Annotated in this window: 12 protein-coding genes; 3 read left to right on the forward strand and 9 right to left on the reverse strand. The window is 71.3% G+C overall.

The annotated features are described in order from the left end of the window. Positions 1-38 precede the first annotated feature (38 nt). Positions 39-845: a hypothetical protein gene (locus OEB96_RS24660; RefSeq protein WP_266219166.1), complete on the forward strand. Its 807-nt coding sequence runs from the start codon at positions 39-41 to the stop codon at positions 843-845. A gap of 47 nt (positions 846-892) precedes the next feature. On the opposite strand, the gene OEB96_RS24665 is transcribed toward OEB96_RS24660, so the two are convergent. The 5 genes from OEB96_RS24665 to gpmI form a co-directional block, all read right to left on the reverse strand. Then, positions 893-1,330: a hypothetical protein gene (locus OEB96_RS24665; protein ID WP_266219167.1), complete on the reverse strand. Its 438-nt coding sequence runs from the start codon at positions 1,328-1,330 to the stop codon at positions 893-895. Between the two features lie 67 nt (positions 1,331-1,397). Beyond that, entirely contained in the window at positions 1,398-3,314 is a 1,917-nt protein-coding gene (locus OEB96_RS24670; protein ID WP_266219168.1) for an adenylate/guanylate cyclase domain-containing protein, read from the reverse strand. Between the two features lie 93 nt (positions 3,315-3,407). Beyond that, a complete protein-coding gene (locus tag OEB96_RS24675) occupies positions 3,408-4,544 on the reverse strand; it encodes a cysteine desulfurase family protein (RefSeq protein ID WP_266219169.1) in 1,137 nt (378 codons plus the stop codon). A gap of 12 nt (positions 4,545-4,556) precedes the next feature. After that, positions 4,557-5,279, reverse strand: a complete 723-nt coding sequence (locus OEB96_RS24680; RefSeq protein ID WP_266219170.1) for a hypothetical protein — start codon at positions 5,277-5,279, stop codon at positions 4,557-4,559. 85 nt (positions 5,280-5,364) lie between these two features. Further along, on the reverse strand, positions 5,365-7,023 hold the full coding sequence (gene gpmI, locus OEB96_RS24685) for a 2,3-bisphosphoglycerate-independent phosphoglycerate mutase (RefSeq protein ID WP_266219171.1): 1,659 nt from the start codon (positions 7,021-7,023) through the stop codon (positions 5,365-5,367). A gap of 41 nt (positions 7,024-7,064) precedes the next feature. On the opposite strand from gpmI, the gene OEB96_RS24690 reads away from it, so the two are divergent. Further along, a complete protein-coding gene (locus OEB96_RS24690; RefSeq protein WP_266219172.1) occupies positions 7,065-8,390 on the forward strand; it encodes a hypothetical protein in 1,326 nt (441 codons plus the stop codon). A 60-nt stretch (positions 8,391-8,450) separates the two neighbouring features. Here the strand turns inward: OEB96_RS24690 and OEB96_RS24695 are convergent, their stop codons facing one another. From OEB96_RS24695 to OEB96_RS24710, 4 genes are all read right to left on the reverse strand, one after another. Continuing rightward, positions 8,451-9,551 carry an OmpA family protein gene (locus OEB96_RS24695; protein ID WP_266219173.1) on the reverse strand — a complete coding sequence of 367 codons (1,101 nt, stop codon included), beginning with the start codon at positions 9,549-9,551 and terminating at the stop codon, positions 8,451-8,453. After that, a complete protein-coding gene (locus tag OEB96_RS24700) occupies positions 9,548-10,018 on the reverse strand; it encodes a hypothetical protein (RefSeq protein WP_266219174.1) in 471 nt (156 codons plus the stop codon). Before OEB96_RS24700 ends, OEB96_RS24695 begins: the two co-directional genes overlap by 4 nt. 238 nt (positions 10,019-10,256) lie before the next feature. Continuing rightward, positions 10,257-11,192 (reverse strand): DUF1028 domain-containing protein, encoded by a 936-nt coding sequence (locus OEB96_RS24705; RefSeq protein WP_266219175.1) that lies wholly within the window; start codon positions 11,190-11,192, stop codon positions 10,257-10,259. Further along, on the reverse strand, positions 11,183-11,890 hold the full coding sequence (locus OEB96_RS24710) for a hypothetical protein (RefSeq protein WP_266219176.1): 708 nt from the start codon (positions 11,888-11,890) through the stop codon (positions 11,183-11,185). Before OEB96_RS24710 ends, OEB96_RS24705 begins: the two co-directional genes overlap by 10 nt. 35 nt (positions 11,891-11,925) lie before the next feature. On the opposite strand from OEB96_RS24710, the gene OEB96_RS24715 reads away from it, so the two are divergent. Beyond that, entirely contained in the window at positions 11,926-12,240 is a 315-nt protein-coding gene (locus OEB96_RS24715; protein WP_266219177.1) for a hypothetical protein, read from the forward strand. Positions 12,241-12,353 lie beyond the last annotated feature (113 nt).

Here is a 12,353-nt window from a genome sequence, read left to right on the forward strand (position 1 = left end):
CGATCTTCGCCGGATGCTCGCGGTATCCTGAACCGGCAATGCGGTGGTGTGGCCCGGTCCTCTTGGTGCTCGCGCTCGGCTGCGGCCCCTCGGTCACGCTCGAGAGCGACGGCTCCGGAACCGGCGACGGCGGCACCATGACCTCCGACCCCGACGATGGTGCCGATACGACCGATGGCATCCCGTCGCCACCGCCGCTGGCCTGCGAGCCGCAACCATCCCGCGGCATGGATCCGATCACCGCGGACACTCCCTGCGAGACCTACTTCTCGGGGCCGGGCAATGAACTCCGCGAGATCACGGTGCGCATCGTCAATGCCACCGCCGATCCGATCGTCGTCCGCAATCACCTCGTGGGCGCCGCCTTCTGGCGGTTCTTCGAGGTGACCGGAACGCTCGGCGGTCGTGAGGTGAGCGCATACGACGAAGCGTGCCCGGACTTCTGGGAGCCCACGGCGTGCATGTCCTTCGGACCCGAGCCCCCCGCTTGCACGCTCGAGGGGCGGCCTCCGAGCCCCTCGCTTCGCATCGAGCCCGGGGGTTGGTCCGAGCAGCCGTGGCTCGCGTGGGTCACGGCCGGAGCGCGGCTGCCAGGCGCGTGCATCGGCGATGGCGCCGATCCGCAGGAGTGCCAGGTGGCGGTGACGGCCGGACCGGGTACGTACGAGGTCATCGCCGACGCCCTGCCGACCGACGAGTGCCCGACGGCGTGCGCCTGCATGCCCGACGAGCACGGTGCCTGCGAGGTGGTGGAGGGCGAGGAGCGACCACGCTCGACCCTCTCGGCCCGCGCCGCATGGGACGGGCTGTGCGGCGAGGTCGAGATCACGTTCGGCGGTCGGTAGCGACCGGCCTCGAACGTGGGCTCGCACGCCGGGCCCGAACGCCGCGCTCAAACGTTCGCCGCAGCCTGCTGTGCCGCCGCGATCGCCCACGTCGCGGTGATGAGATCACCCAGCGCATGGGGCCCCAGTGCGTGCTCTGGATCCAACCCCGCATCCTCGATGAGCCCCGCGAGCAGCTGCAGCCCGGTGGTGGTGATGTCGGGCACGTCGAGCGGGAGGTCGATGCCCTGCTGCTCGGCGTGGTGCTCGACCAGCGCGCGGAGCAGATCGTGGGCGGTCTCGTCCGCGTGCATGGCCACGCACACCAGCGCTGGACCGGGATCCTCGAACCGGGCCAGATCGCCGGGGTCGGCCCACAGCTTCTGCCCCTCGCGGAACATCAACCCGATGGGCGGTCGGCCCTTCTGCCCGGACCGAGGCTTGCGCCGCCTCCAGGGAAAGCGAGCGAGCACGCGGTGGAGCTTGTAGTCGTTGACCTGCGCCATGGGTGCGAGGGCCGGGGCATCCTACCCGCCGTGGGCCGGCGCGCAAGCGATGCGGATGCGCGTGGCATCACGAGGCTTGCGGGGCCTCACTGGCACTCTGGTCTGATTCTCCCGCCTGGCTCTCCCGCCTGGCCTTCCGCAGATCGATCGCCACCAGCTCCTGCGCCTCGCTGATTCCCTTGAGTCGGGCGGTCACCGCGCGGGCGGATCGACCCTCGAGCAACGAGGCCACCGCCGGGATCCGGCTCAGCTCGTGCATGAGCACCAGCTCGCCCGCACCCGCTTGACCCTGCAAGCGAGCGGCGAGGTTGACGGTGGTGCCGAAGAAGTCGAGGCGCTCGTTGGCCCGCACGGCGAGGCACGGGCCCTCGTGGATCCCGAGCTTGACGCCGATCCCGAGCGCGCCGTGCTGCGACTCGCAGTCGCGCACCGCCTGGAGGGCGGCGGCCACCGCTTGCTGCGGAGTGGTGAAGCTGGCCATCACGGCATCGCCCATCGTCTTGATCACCGCACCCTCGTGCGCGGCGATGGCCTGCTCCATCAGCCCGAAGTGCTCCTGCACCACCGCGTAGGCCCTGGCGTCGCCCACCTGCTCGTAGAGCGCGGTCGAGCCCGTGAGGTCGCTGAACAAGAGCGTGATGCGGCCGATGGTGAGCGGCAGGCCGGCGGCGGGGGCCTCGGTGGAGAACAGATCGACGAAGTCGGGCATCGAGGCCACGATCGAGCCCAGCACGGCGTCGCTGGCCCACGCCCCGCGCTCGACCAGCAGGTAGGCGGTCTCGTCGAGGGTGGAGCGGATCCGCAGGGTGGTCTTGCCGTCCAAAGCCCGACCGGAGGCAGTGGCGGTCACCGCCTCGGCGCCGACCTCGATCTCGACCAGCGCGGGAGGGTGGGGCTCGACGAGGTCGGCCGCGCGCTGGTCGGCGAGCGTGCGCAGGTGCATGCGGCCGTCGAGCAGCGGCAGCGAGACCTCGCGCGCGACCCCGGCATCGACCCGCAGCTGGGCGATCACGTGGGGGCGCCACCCCGGGCTCGCCGTGCAGTACACCGTGGGCTCGACCTCGCGAACGGCCTTGTTGCAGCGGAACACCGCCTCGACGTTGGCGCCGAAGTCCACGTCGTAGCGGATGTTGCAGGCCTCGCAGTGCACGCTGTCGGCCACGTCGGCGAGCGACGACACCACCTGGGCCGAGACGCGGCACACGGGGCAGTTGATCTGCCAGTCGAGATCGACCAGGCCCGCGCGGGTGCCGTGGAGGAAGGCCTGCAGCACGTGCCGGCGATCGAGGCCCCAGTGGCGTGCGAGCTCGAACGGGCGCATCTGGGCGATCTCCTCGTCGGGACGCTGACCCAGCGCGCTCACCAGCTGGCGCACGACCTCGGGGTCGACGGGGGCCGAGCCCAGTCGGTCGGCGCGACGCTCGAGCTCCGCCTGGTCGACGGGGGTGTGCTTGCCCGAGGTCACCACGTTGTCGAGGCGCGTCAGCAGGGTCTGCGCCCGCACGGCCGCGGGCTGCGAGTCGTCGTCGTGGTCGTCGCGCGTGGCCACCACGGCAGCCGTGGCATCCATGTACGACTTGAGGCTGCGTCGCAGGTGAGCGTGGATCAGCGGGTTGATCAGCTTGAGCAAGAGCGAGCGCGTGCGACCGGCGGTGGTCATCCGCGCCACGCATCCGCCCTCACCATCCTCTTCGACCTCGACCGCGATGCCCCCGTCGATGGCCGGGCCCGAGAGGAAGGTGCGGCGGCCCACCAGACGCTGGCCCTCGATCCACTCGTAGGGCTCGTCCACCCACGACATGGTCACGCCGTTCTGGGTGGCCTCGGCCACGCGGGTACGGCGTCCGTCGACGTCGCGCCAGACGTAGCGCGGAGGGGTCAGACCCAGGGCCCGGTTGTAGCGATGCGTGTCGGCCAGGAGGGCCCACACCAGGTCGCCTGGAGCCGAGTAGCGTCGCTCCACCATCACGCCGTCTTCGGACATGCGGGGTCCATGGTGGCACAGCGCGGTCGCGGGCCGAAGGGCGGGCGACGTGGTGGCCCAGCGAGCGCTCGGGCGGCGTCTTGGGTGTGCGGCTCAGCGGGTGCTCGGGGAGCGAACGGCCGCGACGAGGGCAAGGGCCGCCCGGTCCACGTCGGCTTCGGTGGTGCCACGGCCGAGGGTCAGCCGCAGCGCACCGCGGGCCTGCGCATGGGTCAGCCCCATCGCCCCAAGCACCCCCGAAGGCGAGCCGTCCTCGCTGTGGCACGCCGAGCCCGTGCTCGCGGCAACGTCGGGGGCGGCGGCCAGCACCGTGGCTCCGTCGAGCCCGGGGACCCGCACGTGCAGGGTGTTGGGCAGCAGCGGCGCGCCCTCGCCGGTCCAGGCGATGCCCGGGATCGCCTCCCGCAGCCGCTGCCACAGCCGGTCGCGCAGCGCGGCCACCCGGCGCGCCTCGTCCTCGAGATCCGAGCTGGCCAGCGCACACGCGGCGCCGAGCCCCACGATCAGCGCCACCGGCTCGGTGCCGGGCCGATGCCCGCCCTCTTGGCCGCCGCCCAGGGTCAGCGGCTGCAGGCGTAGACCCTCACGAACGTAGAGCGCTCCGATCCCGCACGGCCCATAGAGCTTGTGGCTCACGATGGTCAGCAGATCGACGCCGAGCGCATGCACGTCGACGGGGATCTTGCCCACCGCCTGCGCGGCGTCGGTGTGCACGAGCACCTCGGGATCGGCGGCGCGGGCCAACGCCGCCAGCTCTGCCACCGGTTGCAGCACCCCGGTCTCGTTCTGCGCCAGGATCACGCTGAGCAGACCAGCCGGGAGCGCCAGGCGCTCGCGCGCCGGCTCGAGCGCCACGCGGCCGCGCGCGTCCACCGGAAGCTCCACGCGCTGCCAGCCGCTGGCCTCGAGCGCACGCGCGGGCAGGTCGACGGCAGGATGCTCCACGGCCGAGACCACGATCCGACGCCGTGCGACCGAGGGCCCCCGCAGCGCGAGGTTGTCGGCCTCGGTGCCGCCGCCCGTGAACACGACTCGGTGGGGCTCTGCCCCCACGAGCGCCGCGACCTCGGCCCGTGCCTTCACGACCGCGGCGTGGGCCTGCCGCCCGTAGGCGTGGGCGCTCGAGGGGTTGCCCCACTGCGCACCGAGCCACGGCAGCATCGCCTCGCGCACCTGCGGGTGCACGGGCGTGGTGGCGTTGTGGTCGAGGTAGACCGGTCTCGTGCCCACGATCGCTCGGGCTCAGCCGCCCGCGGCGGGGGCGGCGAAGTCGAAGTTCCACATGATGTACTGCCAGTCCTGATCGACCGAGCGGGTCTCACCGAACGGGTACTCCATGCGGGCGATGAACACCACGTCCTCGCGCGGGAACATGAACTGGATGATCTCGCGCTCGGGCTCGCCGGTGCCGCTGTCGAGGACGTGCAGCTTGGAGTAGATGCCGGCCTTCTTGTGGTACTCGTGCTGGTAGCTGATCTCGAACACGCCCAGGCCGGCCTGCTTGAACTGGCCCTCGAACCAGCTCACGGCCCGCTCGTCGATGGGACGGGTCTTCTTGGTCACGTAGAACGTCAGCGCGATGGGCTCGGCCCCGGCCGCGGCCGCCTCGTCCTCGGCGAAGTAGTCCTCCTCGCCGCCGCCCTCTCCGAACACGTCGTCCGCCGTGGAGTTGCACACCACCACCGGGACCCAGTCGCGGCTGATCCCCGGGTCGGGGCTGTGACCGGCCTCGCCGCAGTTGCGGAACACGTACAGGGTCTCGGGGATCTCGAACTTCACCCCGAGCTGCGCGAACTTGATGACGTTCCCGTCCTGGGTCCCGCGGGTGGGGCTGTCGATCCACTGGGCCATCTCGGACCCGCCGCGCTTGCCACCGCCACCGTTCTTGCCACAGCTGGCCAGGGGGAGCGCGCAAAGCACGCTGAGTGCGAGCGCACCGAGTCGGAAGCTTCTTGCGTCGAGCATGGTCACCACGGCCCCGAAGTTACCGGAGAGGCATCGGGCGCGACAAGGCCCCGCGGGCTTGGTCGTCGGTGGGCTGGCCCGAGGGTCAGGCAGGTGGAGCCAAGCGGCTGGGCAGCAAGAGGCTGGGCAGATAGTCGGGCGGCGCCGTCAGCCCGAGCAGCTCGATGCAGGTGCTGGCCACGTTGGCCAGCCCGAACGGCGCCTGGGGGTCCATCGGGCGCAGGGGCGGGGCCTGCTCCGGCAGGCGGGGATCGAAGATCACCAGCGGCACCGGATTGAGGCTGTGGCTGGTGCGGATCTTCTCGCTGCCGTCCTTGTCGCGGTCGAACATCTGGTCGGCGTTGCCGTGGTCGGCGGTCACCACGAGCACGCCCTCGAGGCGGCGGACGGCGGAGACCAGCCGCGTCAGGCACAGGTCGACCGCCTCCACGGCCACGCGAGTGGCGTCGAGGTGGCCGGTGTGCCCGACCATGTCGCCGTTGGCGTAGTTGACCCGGGCGAAGTCGATGCCTCCCTGGCGCAGCCGATGGACGAGGGCGTCGGTGACCTCGGCCGCCTTCATCCAGGGGCGCTCCTCGAACGGCAGCACGTCGGAGGCGATTTCCAGGTACTGCTCGAGCGCGGGGTCGAAGGCGCCGGTGCGGTTGCCGTTCCAGAAGTAGGTGACGTGCCCGTACTTCTGGGTCTCGGCGATGGCGAGCTGGCGGCGACCGGTGGCGGCCAGCAGCTCGCCCATGGTGCGATCGATGGCCGGGGGGTCGACCAGGAAGCGGCGCGGGATCTGGAGGTCGCCATCGTACTGCATCATGCCGGCGAACAGCACGTCGGGGCGGCCGCCGCGGTCGAACGCGGCGAGGTCGTCGTCCTCGAAGGCGCGCGAGATCTCGATCGCCCGGTCGCCCCGGAAGTTGAACAGCAGCACCGCGGCTCCGTCGAGGATCGGCCCCACCGGACCGTCGTCGTCGGCGATGACGAACGTGGGCAGGAACTGGTCGTCGCGCTCGGGGTGCTCCTCGTAGAGGGTGGTGATGGCCTGGCGCGCGCTGGCGAAGCGGCGCCCCTCGCCGTGCACGTGGGTCCGAAAGCCGCGCTCCACCATGGCCCAGTCGGCTTCGTAGCGATCCATGGTGATGTGCATGCGCCCGCCTCCGCTGGCGATGCGATAGTCGCGGCCGTCGGTGCTCAGCTGCGCCAGGCAGGCCTCGAGCTGGTCCACGTAGCCCAGCGCCGAGCGGCCAGGGACGTCGCGACCGTCGGTGAGCACGTGCACCCTCGCCTTGCGTACGCCCTCGCGCGCGGCCTGGCGCAGCATGGCCAGCAGGTGATCGATGTGGCTGTGGACGTTGCCGTCGGAGAGCAAGCCCAGGAGGTGCAGGGGTTGCCCCGAGGCCTGCACGTGCGCCACGGCCTCCTTCCACACGGCGCCCTCGAACATCGAGCCGCTGGCGATCGCCTGGGAGACCAGCTTGGCGCCCTGGTCGAACACGCGGCCGGCCCCGAGCGCGTTGTGGCCGACTTCGCTGTTGCCCATGTCGGCGTCGCTGGGCATGCCCACCGCGCGGCCGTGGGCGCAAAGACGCGTCGACGAGCGCAGGCCCATGAGCCAGTCGAGCGTGGGCGTGTGCGCGAGGTGGACGGCGTCGCCGTGGTCGTGCGCGCCGATGCCCACGCCGTCCATCACCACGCAGACGACGGGGCCCTTGGGGGCGGAGAACTGGGGATGGGGCGAGAGCGCGAGGGACATCGGCGGGGCGGAGTCTAGCAGCTCGTGTCATCATCGCGGGCGTGCGGAAGAACGGCGGCTGGCTGGTGGCAGTGGCGCTCGCGCTCGGCTGCCGGTCACCGGAAACGATCGTGCCGGTCGTGACGCAGGAGCACGACCCCGTCGAGAGCGAGCAGGACCGTGCCGAGGCGCGCGAGTCGGAGCCGGCGGCTGCGACCGATCCGGTGCGCGCAGCCGGGCCGATCGAGTCGGCGACGCCGCCCGAGCCGCAGGCGTGGGTCCCGATCGCGCTGCCGTTTCCGCCGGAGGCGGCGGTGCTCCGCCCGGTGCTCGACGTGTCGCCCGTGGTGCTGTTCCCCGACGAGGGCGATGCGATCCGCCGCGGGGTCGCCAAGGCGCTCGGTGCTCGTGGGATCCCGCTGGTCCCGGTCGAGGCGCTCGAGCGCATCGAGGCCGCGGCCGCCGAGGGGCGCCTGTTGCTCGAGGGCGACCGGGCCTGCCGCGCTCCGCTGCTGCCCCACGAGCTGGTCGCGCGCTACTTCTCGGCGCGGCGCTTCGTCGAGATCGAGGCGGGCTGCATCGATGGCTGTCGATTGCAGGCGAGCCTTCAGGATCCGACCGACGCCGACGTCTACGTGGGCTTCGCCAGCCGCAGGGTCGCACGCATCCATGATCCACGCGCATGGATCGCCGTGGCCGACGAGCTGCGGGACGAGCAGTCCTGGGGAGGGATCGGGCTGGGGATGATCGGCATGAGCCACCCGCCGCCGATTCGCTTCGACTTCCCGCAGGGCGTCGGCCCATGGGCACGGCCCGTCGAGGAGCTGTCGTTCGAGGAAGCCGAGCGGGTCGCGGCCGCATGTGCCCATCCCGATCCGCTCGTGGGGTTCACCTACGAGGTCCGCGCCAGCGTGGACCGGCGCGGAGCGCAGCTGCGCTGCGTGGCCTCGGCGGGTCACACGATGGTGCGGTCGGCCGATGGCGCGTGCATCTGCGAGGCCCTCGAGCGGCTCGCGGTGCCCAAGGGGGCGTCCGGGCGTCGCTTTCGCGTGCAAGCGGTCGACGACGGCGGGTTTCGAGGCTCGCGTGCCACGCTCGAGGTGGTGCAGGCCGGCACCGAGGCGTGGATCCGCCGCCTCGACGAGTCGCCGGCCCTCGACCGCTGCCTCCGGGTGGCATCGCTGCCCAAGGGGCTCGATGCCATGATCACCGTGAGCATGGAGCTCGATGGTGCGGTGACCGGAGTGCGAATCGACGGCGACATCACCACGCAGGACTCGATGCAGTTCGCCCAGTGCATGGTCCAGGAGCTCCGAGCGGTCGCGCTCCCGTGTGCGCCGCCAGGGATCGATCGGCTCCAGGCCAGGCTGTCGGTGGCACCGCCCTAGCGCTGGGCTCGTCGGATTGCTCGGACCGCCCGAGCGTGCGGGCGGCCCGAGCAAGGCGCCTCACTGGCCGGACGCGAACAGGATCTCGATCCGTCGGTTCTTGGCGCGACCTTCCTTGGTCTTGTTGTCGGCCACCGGCTCGGCCGAGCCCTTGCCCACCGCGTTCATCCGCGAGGGAGACACGCCCTGGGTGGCCAGGTGCGACAGCACGCTCTTGGCCCGCGACTCGCTGAGCTGCAGGTTCTTGGTCTTGTTGCCCTTGTTGTCGGTGTGGCCCTCGATGACGAGCGAGAACTCGCCGTAGTTCTTCGCAGTCTCCGCGATCTTGTCGAAGCTGGCCGTGTGCGCGGGGTCGATGGCGACGCCCGTGGTGGAGAATGCCTCGACGATCGTGATCATCACGCCGCCCTCGACCATCGCTCGCTCGGCGCCGCTCACCACCGCGAGCGCATCGAACAGTGACTTCTGCCGGTTGAGCTTGGCCTGATCGGCCGCCACCGAGGTGTACTTGGGCTCAGCCTCGCTCTTGGCCGCGTCGGCGCTGGCCTTGGCCTCGATGGCGAAGGTGGTGGCATCCTTGGGCTTGTTCTTGCCGAGCGCCTCGGTGGCCAGCTTGAGCTTGGCCTCGGCCGCGGCGAACGTGGACTTGGCATGGACGTCGGCGTCGACGGCCTGCGCGAGGCGCAGGGCCTCGAGCGCGTCGGCGATCTTCTCGCGCGCGGCCGTGACCTCGGCGTTGTCGGCCGCCACCTTGCTCTCGATCGCGATGATCTGCTGCATGCGGTCGACGGTGGCCTTGGCCAGCTTCTCGCGCTTGCGGGCTTCGGCGAGCTCCTTCTTGACCTGCTCGGTGTCCTTCTCGAGCTGCTTGCGCTCGGCGTCGAGGTCCTGGGCCTGCGAGCGCAGCTGCGCCGATTCCCACCACAGCCACGCGACGCGGCCGTAGTACGCCATGGCCTCCTCTTCCTTGTCGTCCTGGGCGGTGAGCGCCTTGGCGTCCCACGCCTCGGCGTTGCCGACCAGCTCCGGGTACCGCAGCTTGGTCTGCTGGCCCTCCTGGGTCTTGTACTCCTTGGCGTACTCGCTCATCTCTGCGGTGGGCTTGAGCCCCGCGCAGCCGACCGCGAGCAGCAGGGCGACCAACAGTCGTTGGCGTCTCACTTGGCACCTCCGATCTTGCCGGCGAGCTCGGCCTGCTTCTTCTCGGCCTCGTCCGCGGCGGCCTTGGTCTTGGTGAGCTCGGCCTGGATCTCCTTCATCTTGGCCTTCTGCTCGTCGAGCTCGGCCTTGGCCTGCGCGTGCACGATCTTGGCCCCGACGAGCGCGAGCGTGGCCTCGAGCTCGTCGAGCGTGCGGTCGAGCAGCTCGCGATCCTTGCGCTTCTCGGTGAGCGTGCGCGCCTTGTCCCGCAGCGCCTCGGCCTTTCCGAGCTCGCTGGTCGCGGCATGCCGGGTGTCGGCCACCTCGTGCTCCTTGAGCTGCACGGTGAACGCCTGGAGCTTGGCTTCCGGATCGTCCTCGTCGTCACGACCCACCGCGGGGCCGCCGAGGGCCAACGCTGCGATCAAGGGAAATGCCAGCACCGCCAGTGACGGGCGCGATCGGGCCCGTTCGTAGAGCTTGCCCATGGGTTCCTCCTCCGCGTCGTGACTCCGACCCGGAGCCACACGGGCAGTCTATGGCACGACTCTCCCGAGGATTGAAAGGCTCGAGCGCCAGTCTCGTACGACTCACACCCACGTTTGGTGGAAAGTCTTCGCCGATCGTGTGAGCGAGATCGACAGGATGACGATGGAGCCCCCCGAGCCGGACGATGTCGCGCGCGGTCGTTGCTGCTCGGCCGGTTGGCCGGATGACGGAAATGCTTCAGCCGGCTCGTGCCGCGAGCGAAGGTGAACGCTTGCGTCGGCTCGCCGCGCGGAGCCAGCCGAGCACGAGCACCAGCAGCCAGGGGGAGGTCTGCGGCATGGGGTCGCGGGTCGAGCCGTCGGGCGGGTTCACGTGCCGCCACCGGTCGAACTCGGTTCGGAGCAATGCCACCGGGTCAGCGCCGCCGCGCGGCTGCGAAGGGATCCGCAGATCGATCGAGGGCGCGTGTGCCGGGTCGGTAGGCCGCGCCACTCTCAGGGCGGCGGCCAGGGCCGATTGCCCGGCGGGGCAGCGCGCGTCGCCACCCTGGGCGGCGCCGGCCTCGAGCGCGGCCATCAGGCGGTCGGCCAGCGTCCAGGGGTGTGCCGGGGGGTCGGCTTCGAATGCGGCCAGTGCTTCGTCGAGCACCTCGGGTCCGTGGAGCAGGTTGCCCTGGACGGCGACGCCCGTGCCTCGTACGTCACCGGACCACGCTCGAGTCGCGTCTCCGGTGTATGTCGCGACCTGGAGGTCGAGCGTGACCACCCCGTACTGGCGCATGGCGGCCAGCGGATCACCAGCCAGCACCCCGTCGATCAGGTCTCGTGGCGCTGCTCCGCCGGCCAGCCGCATCAGGGCTTCGTTGCGTTCCATGGAGTCGTAGAGGGCCTGCGCCGCCAGGGCGCCCACGCCCGGGGCGAGCCCGGCCACCTGCGGCAGGAGGGTGTTGCCCGCCGGGGCTTCCACGCACGAGGCCACCGCCACGCCGACCTCTCGCGTGTGAGGGTCGACCGCCACGATCGACCACGTGGCTCGAGCCGTTGCGGGTAGGAGCAGCCCGGTCGTGGACGCGAGCAGGACCAGCGCGCCGAGCCGTCCGCGGATCCACCCGCCGATCGGTACCATCGATGCGCCCGCCCGCGGCACGCGAGCACGGTACTCGATCAGAACCACATGTGATATCCGACGCCGATCTCCAGCACCAGGTCGAACGGATTGGCGTCGGGGAGCGCGTCGGGCATGGTGGGGTCGGGATTGGCCACCACCTGCGTATTGGAGAAGAACCGCGTCGCGTGCACGCCCAGCGAGACGCCCTGGTTGCGGCGAATGGGGACCGCGATCTGCCCGCCTCCCCGCAGCATCGCCGTGGTGTCCGAGGTCTGCACCTCGTCGGTGGGCAGGGGACCCAGCGGTCGGACGAGGTTGGAGATGCCCAGGCCCACCGTCGCGCCCCCCTCGACGAGGATGGGCCCCAGCACCACCTGGGCGGCGGGGCCGAGCGAGAAGTCGGTGTGCCCCAGCGCCGCGTAGCGGGTGACCGGCTGTACGCCCGCGCCCGAGCCGTCGTCGTACTGGAAGCTCAGGCGGTCGAGCACCCGGGTGTGACCGAAGTGCGCGCGTCCACCGAAGCGCAGCGCGCCCAGGTGCAGGGCGTAGGCGCTGAGCTGGAGCTCGGCGCCGAATCCGACCGGCTGCATCACCCGTGCGCCGTCGCCGATGAGGAGCGCGACCCGGGGTACCGCGGCCGCCCCCCACACCACTCCGCGGCGACGCGTGAGCACGGTGTTGCCTCGCGGCGCATCGTCGGCCCCCGGGGACGGGGACGGCGGAGCCAGCGCGAGCACGCTGGCGGTGAGCGTCGAGGCGAGCACGGGCATCAACGCTACCCCAAACGGATGGCGAGCACATGGTCCTCCTCTGGGACCGCCACCGCTGCCACCGAAGACGCCACCGCCGCGCCCAGCCCCTCCCGTTCATCCTCCCCATCGTCCTCCTCCAGCGTTGTGCCCGGACCTCGCCGACTCGCCTCTCCGATCTCATCGATCTCCCCCCCGAGATCCACGCCGCCTTCGAGACCCCGGTGGAGCTCGAGATGCTCGCCGACGATCTCAGCGGCTCCGTCCTCACCGACCCACACCCCGATCGCAGCACCGTCGCCTTCGTCGAGCTCGCCTTCGCGTCGAGCGAGCCGCGCTCGGCGAGCGTGGGTGTCGCGGAGTGACCCGAGCGCCGCCAGCAGCCTGCGCGTGGCAGCACGAGCTACCGCTTCGATCGTCCGAGGCTCCGGGTTCACCCGGCGTGACCTCCTCGTCCCTCGACGACGACGGGTAGTGA

The sequence above is a fragment of the Paraliomyxa miuraensis genome (assembly GCF_026337845.1).
In the GTDB taxonomy this organism is placed as follows: domain Bacteria; phylum Myxococcota_A; class Polyangia; order Nannocystales; family Nannocystaceae; genus Paraliomyxa; species Paraliomyxa miuraensis.

Bases quoted from the DNA above. Each gene is read 5' to 3' on its own strand.
- OEB96_RS24670 (WP_266219168.1), bottom strand. From the start codon at position 3,314: ATGTCCGAAGACGGCGTGATGGTGGAGCGACGCTACTCGGCTCCAGGC.
- OEB96_RS24680 (WP_266219170.1), bottom strand. From the start codon at position 5,279: ATGCTCGACGCAAGAAGCTTCCGACTCGGTGCGCTCGCACTCAGCGTG.
- OEB96_RS24665 (WP_266219167.1), bottom strand. From the start codon at position 1,330: ATGGCGCAGGTCAACGACTACAAGCTCCACCGCGTGCTCGCTCGCTTT.
- OEB96_RS24715 (WP_266219177.1), top strand. From the start codon at position 11,926: ATGGTCCTCCTCTGGGACCGCCACCGCTGCCACCGAAGACGCCACCGC.
- gpmI (WP_266219171.1), bottom strand. From the start codon at position 7,023: ATGTCCCTCGCGCTCTCGCCCCATCCCCAGTTCTCCGCCCCCAAGGGC.
- OEB96_RS24660 (WP_266219166.1), top strand. From the start codon at position 39: ATGCGGTGGTGTGGCCCGGTCCTCTTGGTGCTCGCGCTCGGCTGCGGC.
- OEB96_RS24700 (WP_266219174.1), bottom strand. From the start codon at position 10,018: ATGGGCAAGCTCTACGAACGGGCCCGATCGCGCCCGTCACTGGCGGTG.